The organism is Paenibacillus wuxiensis, from assembly GCF_040195695.1.
GTDB lineage: Bacteria > Bacillota > Bacilli > Paenibacillales > Paenibacillaceae > Paenibacillus_B > Paenibacillus_B suaedae.
In genome coordinates this window covers 391,738-405,211 of sequence record NZ_JBEFZI010000001.1, presented here as the reverse complement: position 1 = coordinate 405,211, position 13,474 = coordinate 391,738, and the positions used below count along the sequence as shown (strand labels likewise).

Here is a 13,474-nt window from a genome sequence, read left to right as displayed (position 1 = left end):
TCCATTTCTTTAAGATTTCGTCTATTCACTATCATACAAAATGTAAAATTTCAAAACAAACCAAAATGAGAAAGAAGACCTGACTGCACTTTTGGCAATCAGGTCTGTCACACGTTTGAATCTATTGTTTTGCTGCCTTCTGCTTCGAGAGCCAGTCGGCAATATGTTCGATATCTTGGTCATTCAGGCCTTCCTTCTTGGCTGCTTCCACCATAGAAGGCATTCCGCCTTTACCATCCTTAATGACCGTTAAGATCTCATCCTTGCTGAGCTTGTCGCCAATACCAACAAGGGCAGGGCCCGCAGCACCCTTCATATCAACTGCGTGGCAGCTTAAGCAGCCAACCTTCTTCATATTCGCAAATGCTGGATCATCCTTTTCAACGATGGCGATGCCTTTGCTTGGTTTTGGCTGGTTAGAAGCCTCACCCTTCTCAGCAGCCTCACGTGCCTTTTCCTCACGCTCGACATGCTCTGGTATCATATTCTTCTCAGCCATCTCGGCCTCATAGTGAACCCAAGCGACTCTTGTCAAATATACACATGCGATCAATGTCAAAATCATCATTGAGGATGCGATTGGACGGCGATAGAATCTGCGTTCCTTCCCTGTATCGAGGAATGGAGCAAGCAGCAGGCCTCCGAATGCAAGACCAGGAACTAACACTGTACCAATAACAACATAACTTCCTGATGCATATGGATACTTCAAGAACTGATAGAGAAATAAGAAATACCAGTCTGGAATCGGTACGAACGCCGAGTTATTCGGGTTCGCCGGATAACCGAGCGGTGCAGCTTCCGAGATCGTTAATACTAGAAAAGCGACCAGTGCCACACAGCCAACCATCCACTCTTTCAACAAGAAGTTAGGAATGAAGGCTTCGGATTTCCCCGGAAATGAGGTGTAATCCGGTTGTTTGATTGTGGTTGTTCTCTTCTTAACACGAGAGTCGCCAACAAAGACGACTTTTTCTTCTTTGGAATTCCCATGTGCCATCTCGTTTCCTCCTCCCTTATAGCGGTCCCGAAATGCCTTGGCGTCTAATCATGAAGAAATGCGCTCCAAGCAAGGCAAGAAGTGCCCCTGGCAGGAAGAACACATGAATCGCGAAGAATCGCGTCAATGTCTGCGCCCCGACGACCGTTCCGCCCTGCAGCAATTCTTTCAAATACGGACCGATATATGGTACGGTATCCGCGATCTCCATGCCGACCTTAGTTGCAAAGTAAGCTTTGTTGTCCCAAGGCAGCAAATAGCCCGTGAAACCAAGTCCGAGCATGACGAAGAAGATAAGCATGCCGACTACCCAGTTCATCTCGCGTGGTGCCTTATAGGAACCAGTAAAGAATACACGAAGCGTATGTAATAACATCATAACGATAACTAAACTTGCTCCCCAGTGGTGCATACCGCGAACAATTTGTCCGAAGGCAACCTTCGTCTGCAAATATTCGACACTGTAGTATGCGTTCACAATATCAGGGACATAATACATGGTCAGGAACATGCCTGACAGAATTTGAATGACTGTAATAAAAAACGTCAAGCCACCGAAACAGTACACGAACGCAGAAAAATGGTGTGCAGGGTTAACATGCTCAGGCACCTCATGATCCGCCACATCGCGCCACATCGGCGTTATATCCAGACGTTCGTCAATCCAGTTATAAACACCTTTAAACATCTGTTATTTACGCCTCCTTCTTACTGCACGTGTTGGTTCGCAATGATATCGCCCAAGTATACAAAGCCATCCTTAACCTGCACTTTGTACTCGTCGAGCGGTGCACGAGCAACTGCTAACTGCTTGCCTTCTTTCGTATAGTGCGCACCATGGCACGGGCAGAAATATTGATCCTTGTATGCCGGATTCTTATTCCAGTCAACCGTACATCCCAAGTGCTTGCACACCGGAGACAATGCAAATATATTGCCTTCCTTATCCTTGCTTATCCATGCCGTGAGCGTTGGAGTACTCTCATACCAGCCATCGACTTGCTTGATTTCGAAGGTAAATTCAGTAGGTGATTCTGAAATCTTGCTCAATTCAGCAACCTTAATGTACTCGCCTTCTGACTTCTTCTGAAGCAACGGATCAACTGCAAACCGGACCATCGGCAGAGTAGGACCAACAAACATGAATGCACTTGCCCCACCCAGCGTGTATGTAAGAAATTGTCGACGGGACATTTCTTTTCGCGGCTTTTGAGGTGGATGCTCGTTATTCTGCGGTTTACTCATATACTGTCTAACCCCCCTTTACACAACCGTTCTGAGAGCTTGCTATGACGATAATCACATTCTAACTAGGACATCACTATAATATCCCAGCACTATGAAAGCGTCAAGAATTTACCAATATAATTACCAGAATGAACCTTTTTCTTATGTAAAATGTTTGAATATTGTCACATTTATCCTTGAGTTTGTGTGACGCTCCACATATTTTGCACACTTATCTTCATCGCAGAACGTACTTGTCCAGCCTCTTCTTCCATCAGCTCAGCAGGAGTAATGATTAGATCCGCGGCCGGAAGCTTGTCTGAAGTAAGCGGCAGTTGTGCCGATACGACGACAATATACGCAAATCCCTGGCGTCGGAGTCTGGTGCACAATCCATTCAATAGCCTCAGCTCATCATCATCAAGCTGCTCAGATACGAAATGGTATGCAGGATAGGTTACCGTTCTTCCTCGGAAAGGTATCTCAATGCCATCCAGCCAGTCGCGCAGCTTCTCCAGACGATACCCAGCTTCGATTGGGGATTCAGTCCCGTTCAGCCCTGTAACTGGCAATATGCACGTGTCCAGATACGGCTCCCATTCTTCCCATTGTTCTTCGGTCAGTTCACTAAATTTCACGACGTCTCCCCCATCTTTTTCCTTGTCATTACTCCCCATTATACTGAAATGAACAAAAAAATGAAGAACCGCAAAATTGCGCTCTTCATTCATAACGATTTGTAAGGCATCCTTTTGGACAAGTTCTTAGAAGCTACTGCAATGTTTTCAATTCGTCCGTCAAGGTTCGGAACGAGGATTCATCCCCTGTTGCGAGTGCTTTGTCGATTTGTTCATATATTTTTTCCGTACGGTATTTCCGTATGGCATCGTCCCATATCATCTCCGCTGTTAAACTTAACATCGCCTCATACGATACCTTCATTTTATCCATAGGATACACCTCCAACCAACACGATTAAGAGATCCTATATTCCTTTCCTTTCACCACATAGTTCTGAGTTGTCCGTTTCATTCGCTCTACATCTTCATCTGTCAGTTCGCGTATGACTTTTGCGGGTGAACCTAGAGAAAGAGTATAGGCCGGTACTTTTTTATTTTCTGTTACGACAGAACCTGCTCCTATTAAAGCATATTCACCAATGTCAGCGCCGTTCAGTACAATAGCCCCCATGCCAATCAATGTACCGTTGCCTATCCGGCAGCCATGTATAATTGCACCGTGGCCTACCGATACATCATCTTCAACGATTAGCGGCTGATTGGCATTCACATGTCCGATAACGCCATCCTGAATATTCGCTCGCTTGCCTATCCGTATGGGTGCCATGTCTCCACGAAGCACCGCATTGAACCACACACTGGATTCAGCGCCAATCGTCACGTCTCCAATCAGCTTAGCGCCTTCTGCCACATATACGGAAGCATCAACAACTGGCAATATGCCTTGATAAGGTATGTACATTCGATAACATCCTCCCGATCGACCATTCCCACATAGCTCTAGCTGCAAATTCACTAGGCATAGGAAATTTTTGGCCCCATCGTATCAATGAGAATGCCTCTTGTCAACATCTAGCTGAATTTTGTCCTCATGCGCGACATAAACACTATCAATAATAAGCTGCCCTCTGCGAGTCGTCTGTATGACCGAACCATACTGCTCATTTTCACCGAATCGAATGACGCCTAGATGAACCAGCATCATAATAATTCGCTGTCTGAATACGGCCTGTGACGTATCAAAGAAGAATGGCCGCACGAACGGGAGTAGAGCCCGCTCCAAGGAATCTAACGTTGTCCACTGCTTGGTACATAACTGAATCCAATGCACGATGGATAACAAATTCGGAATCGCATTCTTGTACAGCTTCAACCAAAATCGATACAACGAAGCAGACGACTCTATCCCCCCGTTAGCGATACGCTCAATCCCCTTCGGTGTACAGCTTAACCGTCCATCGCCTTCCTCCAGCCACCCTTGATAAAAGGCGTAGTCATATAAAAGCGACATACGGTTCGGATAATCATGGAATCTTCTCCCGTATCCAAATCTCCATTCACCACGGGCAATAGGGGCTTCTTGTACGCCAAAGTAATCGAGAAGCTGCTGCTGCGTTTTTTTGTACATAACACCTTCCGCATTCAGCAATACATTTCCGTCCACGATGAATTTCAGAAGCTGTAACACGTCCTCCGCCATTCTTCCATCTTCATCCCGATAAGAGGAAGGGGTATCCGTTTCTGTCAAATGCATCGCGAATGACTGTCTGAGTACATCAATTAATCTCATTTTCAAATCGCTCGGCACTTGGAACAAATACTTGGTTTGATGCGAGCATCCATTGAACAGCCATCCACTATGCTTAAATTTAGATATCGTTTCACGTGGATGCGGCATTGACGTCACCGCCTGCTGTTCAGCACCAGCATGTTCTAAATCGAACTTTGTCTGCTGCACTCGAGCGATCAATTCCTCCAAGCTAAATGAAGCACGCTTATCAAACAAAATGGAGTTAAGGAATCTAAGCTCTTCAAGCGTCATCTCGTTCACATGCTGTTCGAACACATCCCTTCTGCCTAACACTGACAGAATGGACTGAATCAGCTCGTGCTTGGAATGTTCATTGCAGACGCACCCATAACGCTGAGCAATTCGAGTTAGTTGATTAATATCCGCGTAACTGAGCATATCCGCTAAATTCATGCATGACCTCCGTTTCCGTCAGACGTAATGTGCCGAATCCTCGATGTCCATTACTCATTATTGGAATATTTATCACATTTATTCACATTGTCGTAGAAAACATCGAATATTATATAACGGGAAGATTCTCCTCATAGCCCTCAGGCATTTGATCATGCAAACACAAAAAAGCAGTTCGCTTCACTTCACGTGAAGTCGAACTGCTTTTTATGATAGCTTTCATTATCGCGGTTTCGCTGTCAGATCCAGATGGCGAATATGCTCCACGCAATTATAGAGCAGCGGATACCAGCCTTCCGAACGTTTTTCTAATATTGAGTAGGATAAGTTCCCAATGTGTCCTTGTCTGTCGCTTCCAAATAGAGCAATGTACAATTGAGCCAGCCAGCTCCCATGAGTGACTACTAAGAGATTAGATCCCATATGCTGATTCGCGATATGCTCTAGCGTTTGAACTGCGCGGTACTGAAGTTCTTCATCTTTTTCCTGGCCGAGATCCATCTTCCGCCACCCTGAACCCCAGCGTTGCTCTCGCTCTTCCGGCGTCGTGCCTTCTACGAGACCATAGGCTCGCTCACGCAGACCCTCTGCGGGTGACAGTAATGGAATTTGGAGTGCATCTGCCAGAATCGATGCAGTCTCTTCTGCTCGCTGTAATCCGCTGGATATGACATAATCGAATGGTGCAGTCTCTTGGACGAGGCGCTCTGCCAGCAGCCTTGCCTGTTCACGACCTGTTTCATTCAACGGTATATCCGTCTGTCCTTGTATTTTCCCCTGCGCATTCCAATCGGTTAACCCATGGCGTACCAAACCAATATGTTGTTTCATTGTTACTCCTTCTTAGTCATCCGTTATTGACGCACTCGTGTCAACCAGTTCAACAGCAGTAATGCAAACGTCACCCCAAACAATGACAATGCAATCCAATAATGAGGAATCGTTGGAACAACCCGCAATATTGTCGGTTCACTTACATTGCTTGCAACCGGCAATTCAATATCAAATGCATCAAGGCCAGAATGATCACTGCCTGCCAACGCAGTCGGCAGTATCCCACTAACTGCATGAATATTAGACTGTTCATTGCGAATAAGAAGGAAAACAAGAGCACAGAGGAACATGGCCATACAAAAAGCGATTATCCCCGCAATCACTTGACGTGAGCGCAGGGATAACGCATGAGAACGTCTATGTACAGGCATCAGCCAATCTTGTTCCTCATATATGCGATCCATAACGCGACTCGCTGCTGAGCTGCTCGCTTGTTCCGCATCAAGCTCTAACTCAACTTCATCTTCCATCCAATCCATGCTCGCAGACCATACTGCGAACTGCTCCGCACACGCTTCGCATCCTTCCAGATGTCGATCGATAGCTTCACGTTGCGGATCGTCAATAGGCATATCGACATAATCCGATATCCATTCGAGCGCTTCCGCACATTTCATGTTAGTTCATCCCTTCAAGACCAGGCTCCCTTATGTATGGTTCTAACTGGATTTTTACACTAGCTCGAGCCCGGAACAACAACGATTTAACCGAACTTACGGTTTGCCCTAATACTTGGGCAATTTCTTGATAGTCCAGTTGGTCGTATTCTCGAAGAATGAGAGCGGAGCGTTGTTTGTCAGGCAACTTGCTGATTGCCTCACGCACCAATTCTACCTTCTCATGCCGCAGCAATGCATATTCAGGCGCCGCTTCCTTCGGCGCTTCCGGAACGATTCCTTGCTCTTCATCAAGTGATACTTGAATGCTTCTCTGCTTACGAAGTTCGCTTAACACGGTGTTGCGCGCAATCGTATACAGCCAAGTCGAGAAAGAGGCATCTGATTCCCTGAACGTATGCAGGCTTCGATATGCCTTGTAAAATGTCTCTGCACACAAATCTTCTGCCAATAGCTCCAACTGGGAATTTTTCAACATATGATAAATAAATGATAGCAATTTGCGTTGATAACGATTCATCAATTCCGCGAAACAGTCTGTGTTGCCGTCCTTGATCTCACGGATGATTTGGGAATCGGTCATGGATTCAAGTCCTCCTTGCTTTCCATATCCATCCCGATGCGCTACCTGAATGGTTATACTCTCGAAGTTAAAAAAAGTTGCGAATCGGAGAAAAATGTTATAAAAGCCACTATAGGTCTAATGATACGTACTATGGGTATGATCCGTGTCATGAAAACATGCCACTCGAGCTTTATCATTTCAAGTCGTATTTTAGCATAATAAAGTCGAAAATTGCTTAAAAATTTTTTAAGATTCAGATTTCATAAAAAAAATCACCCCCTCAGGAGTGATTTACGCCAGCCTTACAACGCCGTATTCCGCTGTTTCATCGATTGATAAGTCATACTAACAAAAATGATACAAGCCATTGCAATCACGAGTAATGAAATAAATTGAGAAGTCGAGAGCATGCCGACACTTCCACGAATAATATCACCACGGTAGAATTCGATGAAAAATCGGCCAAGACTGTAGAGCAGCAGATACAGACTCGCAATGACACCAGCCGTCTTACTGCGCTTCGCTGCATAAAGTAAAAGGAAAAAGAGCGCAAAACTAAATCCACTTTCCATGAGCTGCGTAGGAATCAGTTTCACACCATTAGGCGCGATTTCGGATTCGTGAAACGTAATGCCGAACCATCCATTTGTCTCCTCTCCATAGCAGCACCCTGCCAAAAAGCATCCGATTCTGCCAAAGCCCTGTGCCAAGGCAATGGAAGGAACAAACAGATCAAGATGCTCCATGAAGGACAGACCCTTCACCTTACAATACACATAGCCTGCAAGCACGCCTCCAATAATCCCGCCATAGACGACGAACCCCGATGACAAATCCCATATCATCTCGGGATGATCAATGAGATTATTGCCTTGGGTTATCCAAAATAAGAGCTTAGCTCCCATAAACCCGCCAAGCAGCCCCCAGAGCGTAATCGAAGATATATGGGAGCGCTCTATGCGCTTCTTCTCTGCTCGCCTAACCAATACTTGATATGCAGTAAAAATTCCAATTGCAATCATTAGTCCATATCCATATATGGTGATTGGGCCAATATGGAGCAGTTCATTCTTCATCGCAACCCTCATCCTTTCCCCTTCATTCAAGCATATTTGTTGAGGCAGACTTACATGTTATATCAGTGATGCTGCTCCCCCCTGCATTACTGGTACTTTTACACAATTATAGAGAGCCGAACACCTACCTGTCAAAAACCTAAACGAAGCTGTTTTTCAGCTGTTTATCCTTAGTTCATACCTTACTGCTCGCAGGACGCTTAGCGCCAATTCCATTTCAAGACAAAAAAAATACCACTCCGATTGGAGTGGCTGCACACTTGTGCAATTCTATTGGATAGGAGTGGAGAGAAACCATACTGTACTGCTATTATAATGTATACGTTTTCATGACGTCAATAGGTTTTCGTAAAAAATTTTCTTCAATTCACAAATTTTTCCGTTAGATGAATATTTCATAACCTTTCGATTTTAACAGCTCCCTCGCACGATCCCAGTCATCCTGCTGCCGGAACGATAATCGGAGAACACCTGGCACATCTTCACGACTTTCAATAATTTGAACATTGCTCAAGTTAATGTGATGATTTCCCAACTCTGTCGCAATGCTGCCAATAATACCCGGATGGTCAGGAACATTCACGTACAGTTCATAAAGCGATTGAATAACACCTTTGCGGCGTTCCGGCATGCGACTGCGGAACTCGCCAGCCACAGTGAACTGCTGGATAATCCCTTCACCATCCTGACGTTGTAACATATCAATAAATCGTTCCGTAGACGCTTTCCAGTCCTGAAGTAAATGGAGAACAACATCCCTATTGTTAATCAAAATATCTCTCCAGATGACCGGATCGCTTGATGCAATGCGGGTAATATCCCGGAAGCCACCGGCAGCGAGCAGTTCGTACAGCTCATTGCTCTCATTATAGGATCGTACTTGATTAACCAATGCTACAGCCACTACATGCGGCAAATGGCTGATTGCGCCAACCACTTCATCATGTTCCTCTGGATTCATCCGAATAATGTGCGCTTTCGTATAGCGGAGCAGAGATACAAGTCTGCTGTAAGCTTCCTCATCGGCCGAATCGTCAGGAGTGAGCACGTAGTAAGCATTTTCGAACAACAATGTCGTTGCCGCTTCAACGCCTGAACGCTCCGAGCCTGCCATTGGATGCCCGCCTATAAAATGCACATCGTCCCATGAAAGAGAACGTGCGCAGCGTGCGACCGAAGCCTTGGTACTCCCCACATCAGTTACGATACAGCCTGCCTTAAGCGGTAAATTCCGCAAATCACTCAGCATCGATTCCAGCATTCCAACCGGACAGCATACGAATATGTAGTCCGCATCCTCTACCGCTTCGTGCAAGGAAGTCGTCGCTTCGTCTACAACGCCGCGCTGCACATACTTCTCTGTTGAAGACGGGCTCGGAGAGTAACCAACTACATGCATGCCAGGTCTATTTTTGAAACAGAGGGCGAGGGATCCTCCGATTAGTCCCACGCCCAATATAGCTATCTTAGTTCTCATGAAGTCACCTTAATCTCGACCAGCGCTTCTTCCAAGGCTTGAATCATTGCCTCATTTTCTTCTTGGCTGCCAATTGTAATACGTAAATGATTTGGGTATTTATGATGCCCCGCACGCGCTATAACGCCACGACGCAGGAGCGCGTTAAAGACTTCAATTGCAGAAAAGCCTACGTCAACCATAATGAAGTTGCCGTGAGCCGGGAAGCTCTCCAAATTCATACGCGCAAATTGCTGCTCTACATATTGAATGCCCGCTGCATTCTTCTGTCTGCAATCTTCAATGAACCCTTGGTCTTGAACGGCAGCCAATGCTGCTGCTTGTGCGAAGCGAGTCGTATTGAACGGTTCACGCACTTGATTAATCGTACGGATCACGTCAGCATGTCCAACCCCGTAGCCGATACGTAGGGACGCAAGTCCATAAATTTTCGAGAACGTGCGCAAGGACACGACATTGGGATAACGACGAACCAGGTCTAATCCATCACGGAAGGAAGGATCTGTCACGTACTCACAGTAAGCTTCATCCAATACAACCATGACATTTGCAGGCACTTGTGCAACAAACTGCTCCAATTCTTCCGCACTTACAATTGTGCCTGTCGGATTGTTCGGATTGCAGATCCATACGATCTTCGTCCGCTCGTTTACGGCAGCAAGCATTGCTTCCAGATCATGCGCTCCTTCTTTCAAAGGAATCTCTACTGTGACAGCCCCTTCAATCTCTGCATTATGCTTGTATTGAGGAAACGTCTGATCTGCGATGACAATCTCATCACCTGGAATCAGGTACGCACGGCATATCATTAATATAACTTCATCGGAACCTGCGCCGAAAATCAATTGATTGTGCTCAACGCTCAAGTGTGCCGCAACAGCATCTGTCAGTGCTCTAGCCGCTCCATCGGGATAAATGCTCGTATTGTTCACTTCATTCAATATTGCTTGCTTCGCATGCTCAGAGGATCCGAACGGATTCTCGTTGGAAGCCAGCTTGATAATACGATCCAAGCCAAGCTCCCGCTTCACTTCATCAACAGATTTGCCTGGCTGGTATACAGGCAGGTGTACAACACTGTTCTTCGGCTGCATATGGGTACCACCTTTCTCATCTACATAGATCATTGCAAAAAAATTAATGTTTTAATTGTCGCACAAAATCACAAATTTGCAAGATCCCTTCTTCAGATGAATCAGGATGCTCCAGAAGCGGCAGAGCTTCTTCAATGCGCCTTACAATGGCACTACCTACAATCACACCGTCGCAGCGTTTCGCAAAATGCTTCACATGCTCTGCTGTAGAAATGCCGAATCCGATCGCAATAGGAAGCTCTGTACTGCGTCGCACCAGTTCAATAAACGCATCTACTTGTGAGTCGAAAGTGTCTCTTACACCCGTAACGCCAAGCGAGGATACACAATAGATAAAGCCTCTTCCTTCTGCCACAATCGAGCTAACCCGAGATTCCGAAGTCGGCGCAACGAGTGGAATGAGATGAATGCCGATTCGGTCAGCAGCTTCACGGACTTCATGACTCTCTTCATAGGGCAGATCAGGAATGATTATGCCGCTAATTCCGGCATCCCTAGCCTGGTGTAAGAAGCTGTGCAGTCCAAATTGCAGCACTGGATTATAATAAGTAAACAATACATAAGGAATTTGTGCACCTTGTTTCCTAGCCTGAGCAGCAATGCGCAGTCCATCAGCGATCGATACATGATTGCGCAACGCGCGTGCCGATGCTCGCTCGATAACCGGACCGTCAGCCAGCGGATCGGAATACGGTATGCCAAGTTCAATAATGTCTGCACCGGCTTGCTCCATCTTCAGAAGAAGCCGAAGAGTGATTTCACAGGTTGGATCACCTAGCGTTATAAATGGCATCAATGCGGACTTGCCCTGTGCTTGTAAAGTACGGAATGTATCATCCAGTAAATTGCGGCTCGCTAGTGTCTGACTCATAGCAGTTCCTCCCCCAATCTCTCCATAATGGTGGCAACGTCTTTGTCCCCACGGCCTGACAAGCAAATCACAATTAGATCATCCTTATTCATGCTAGGTGCTGATTTGATCGCCTGCGCAATCGCGTGTGACGATTCCAATGCGGGTATAATGCCTTCTGTACGGGTAAGAAGCTGCAGCGCATCCATGGCTTCATCATCTGTAATAGGCACATACGATGCTCGTTCCGAATATTTCAAATAGGCATGTTCTGGCCCTACTCCCGGATAATCCAATCCAGCGGAGATGGAATGTGCCGGCTGAACTTGACCAAACTGATCTTGAAGCAGATAGCTCATCGATCCTTGGAAAACCCCTGGTGTCCCAAGTGTCATCGTAGCCGCATGATAAGGGGTATCAATTCCTTTGCCTGCTGCCTCAACCCCAAGAAGTTGAACCGACTCATCCTGCAAAAACGGATAGAACATCCCCATGGAGTTGCTCCCTCCGCCAACAGCAGCGATCAGCAGATTCGGCAAACGCCCTTCCAGTTCAAGGATTTGCTTACGTGTCTCATCTCCGATAATTCGCTGGAAATCCCGCACAATCATCGGATACGGATGCGGCCCCACTACGGAACCAAGAATGTAGAACGTGTCCTGCACATTGCTAACCCAGTAGCGCAGCGTTTCATTCCCTGCATCCTTCAACGTTCTTGTACCTGACATCACAGGCACAACCTCTGCACCGAGCAGCTTCATACGGAACACATTCAGGCTTTGACGCTTCATGTCCTCTTCACCCATAAATACTTTGCACTCCATGCCCAGCAGCGCTGCGACTGTTGCAGTAGCAACACCATGCTGTCCCGCCCCTGTTTCAGCAATCACCTTCGTCTTGCCCATACGCTTGGCTAACAAGGCTTGACCGATGGTGTTGTTGATTTTATGGGCACCGGTGTGGTTCAAATCCTCACGCTTCAAATAAATCTTGGCTCCGCCCAGCTTCGCAGTAAGCCGCTCTGCATAATAGAGTGAAGTAGGTCGCCCTGAGTACTGAGTCAGCAGCTTGATCAATTCTGCTTGAAATTCTGGATCTTTCACATGTGTACGATAAGCCTCTTCCAGTTCCAAAAGCGCACTCATCAATGTCTCGGGCACAAAACGGCCTCCAAATGGTCCAAATCTGCCTTTTTCGTCCGGTAGAACCGTTGTCGCTGCTGCTGTTGCTGTCGCACTACTCTTTTCCATGCTCATTTCCCCTCACCCTTTCGATAAACTCCTCAACCTTGGATATATCTTTTACTCCATTTGTTTCAACACCACTCGATACATCAACGCCATCTATATCGTACTCTCTCACAACTAGACCGACATTATCAGCAGACAATCCGCCAGCAATATAGAGAGGGAGCCTTAATGAAGCCAATTGGTCTGCATAAGATGGTATTACTGTCCAGTCGAACACTTTGCCAGAACCACCGCCCTGAATCGGACAATGTGTATCTAGCAGGACAACATCTGCATATTGGACATCCAACTCATATGCCGCCGCAGCTGCTGCTATAGACTGGCGAGGTTGGCGCTCGTCATCACGAATGATAGGAACCGTCCTCCATATTTGAACATCATAGTGATCCTTTATCCATTTCAACAATGCCGTATCGCCCTTCCCATGGAGCTGAACACTTGTTAGCGGCACTTCATCCAGCACTTGCTTCAGCTCTTCACGAGTTGGATTCGCGAACACACCTACAAGGTCTGGAAGTGCTTCTCCTTCCTCCCTCAGCTTCAACAGCCACTGCTTAACGTGAGACGGCTGCACCTGTCTTCGACTCGGTGCGAAGACGAATCCAATATGATCTGGTCTTAGTTGGACAACTCGACGCGTCATCTCGAAATTCATCAGGCCGCATATTTTCACTTTCGTTGCACGAGCAGCACATGAACGTGGACTCGCTGTAGATGACGCTTGTTCCCTTGATGCTTCAACTTCCATAATCTTCTTCAC

At 46.5% G+C, this 13,474-nt stretch carries 16 protein-coding genes; all 16 read right to left on the bottom strand.

Going from position 1 to position 13,474, the window contains the following annotated elements; all coding sequences use genetic code 11:
* Nucleotides 1-121: 121 nt before the first annotated feature.
* The 16 genes from ABN764_RS01880 to ABN764_RS01805 all read right to left on the bottom strand — a co-directional run bounded on the left by ABN764_RS01880 (nt 122) and on the right by ABN764_RS01805 (nt 13,462).
* Nucleotides 122-1,000: a menaquinol-cytochrome c reductase cytochrome b/c subunit gene (locus ABN764_RS01880; protein WP_021254665.1), complete on the bottom strand. Its 879-nt coding sequence runs from the start codon at nt 998-1,000 to the stop codon at nt 122-124.
* A 16-nt stretch (nt 1,001-1,016) separates the two neighbouring features.
* Complete coding sequence (gene qcrB / locus ABN764_RS01875) at nt 1,017-1,688, bottom strand: menaquinol-cytochrome c reductase cytochrome b subunit (protein ID WP_005546984.1); 672 nt, start codon at nt 1,686-1,688, stop codon at nt 1,017-1,019.
* 20 nt (nt 1,689-1,708) lie between these two features.
* Nucleotides 1,709-2,245, bottom strand: coding sequence for a Rieske (2Fe-2S) protein (locus tag ABN764_RS01870; RefSeq protein ID WP_021254666.1), 537 nt, complete (start codon nt 2,243-2,245; stop codon nt 1,709-1,711).
* 173 nt (nt 2,246-2,418) lie between these two features.
* Nucleotides 2,419-2,865, bottom strand: a complete 447-nt coding sequence (locus ABN764_RS01865) for a DUF2487 family protein (RefSeq protein ID WP_446670749.1) — start codon at nt 2,863-2,865, stop codon at nt 2,419-2,421.
* A 133-nt stretch (nt 2,866-2,998) separates the two neighbouring features.
* Nucleotides 2,999-3,178, bottom strand: a complete 180-nt coding sequence (locus ABN764_RS01860) for an IDEAL domain-containing protein (protein WP_021254668.1) — start codon at nt 3,176-3,178, stop codon at nt 2,999-3,001.
* A 24-nt stretch (nt 3,179-3,202) separates the two neighbouring features.
* A complete protein-coding gene (locus ABN764_RS01855) occupies nt 3,203-3,709 on the bottom strand; it encodes a gamma carbonic anhydrase family protein (protein WP_021254669.1) in 507 nt (168 codons plus the stop codon).
* Nucleotides 3,710-3,793: 84 nt separating this feature from the next.
* The gene (locus ABN764_RS01850; RefSeq protein WP_268623339.1) at nt 3,794-4,951 is read right to left on the bottom strand and encodes a hypothetical protein; all 1,158 of its coding nucleotides are present in this window, start codon (nt 4,949-4,951) and stop codon (nt 3,794-3,796) included.
* 222 nt (nt 4,952-5,173) lie between these two features.
* Nucleotides 5,174-5,782 (bottom strand): histidine phosphatase family protein, encoded by a 609-nt coding sequence (locus tag ABN764_RS01845; RefSeq protein WP_446670748.1) that lies wholly within the window; start codon nt 5,780-5,782, stop codon nt 5,174-5,176.
* A 23-nt stretch (nt 5,783-5,805) separates the two neighbouring features.
* Nucleotides 5,806-6,402 (bottom strand): anti-sigma factor family protein, encoded by a 597-nt coding sequence (locus ABN764_RS01840; protein WP_021254672.1) that lies wholly within the window; start codon nt 6,400-6,402, stop codon nt 5,806-5,808.
* A gap of 1 nt (nt 6,403) precedes the next feature.
* Nucleotides 6,404-6,985: an RNA polymerase sigma factor gene (locus tag ABN764_RS01835; protein ID WP_021254673.1), complete on the bottom strand. Its 582-nt coding sequence runs from the start codon at nt 6,983-6,985 to the stop codon at nt 6,404-6,406.
* Nucleotides 6,986-7,269: 284 nt separating this feature from the next.
* Nucleotides 7,270-8,043 carry a prolipoprotein diacylglyceryl transferase gene (locus tag ABN764_RS01830; protein WP_446670747.1) on the bottom strand — a complete coding sequence of 258 codons (774 nt, stop codon included), beginning with the start codon at nt 8,041-8,043 and terminating at the stop codon, nt 7,270-7,272.
* 382 nt (nt 8,044-8,425) lie between these two features.
* Complete coding sequence (locus tag ABN764_RS01825) at nt 8,426-9,520, bottom strand: prephenate dehydrogenase (RefSeq protein ID WP_028533095.1); 1,095 nt, start codon at nt 9,518-9,520, stop codon at nt 8,426-8,428.
* The gene (gene hisC, locus ABN764_RS01820; protein WP_446670746.1) at nt 9,517-10,614 is read right to left on the bottom strand and encodes a histidinol-phosphate transaminase; all 1,098 of its coding nucleotides are present in this window, start codon (nt 10,612-10,614) and stop codon (nt 9,517-9,519) included. Before hisC ends, ABN764_RS01825 begins: the two co-directional genes overlap by 4 nt.
* Nucleotides 10,615-10,657: 43 nt before the next feature.
* Nucleotides 10,658-11,485 (bottom strand): tryptophan synthase subunit alpha, encoded by an 828-nt coding sequence (gene trpA, locus ABN764_RS01815; protein WP_174809746.1) that lies wholly within the window; start codon nt 11,483-11,485, stop codon nt 10,658-10,660.
* The gene (trpB, locus tag ABN764_RS01810; RefSeq protein WP_174809745.1) at nt 11,482-12,714 is read right to left on the bottom strand and encodes a tryptophan synthase subunit beta; all 1,233 of its coding nucleotides are present in this window, start codon (nt 12,712-12,714) and stop codon (nt 11,482-11,484) included. The genes trpA and trpB overlap by 4 nt, the downstream gene beginning before the upstream one ends.
* Nucleotides 12,701-13,462, bottom strand: coding sequence for a phosphoribosylanthranilate isomerase (locus tag ABN764_RS01805; protein WP_446670745.1), 762 nt, complete (start codon nt 13,460-13,462; stop codon nt 12,701-12,703). Before ABN764_RS01805 ends, trpB begins: the two co-directional genes overlap by 14 nt.
* Nucleotides 13,463-13,474 lie beyond the last annotated feature (12 nt).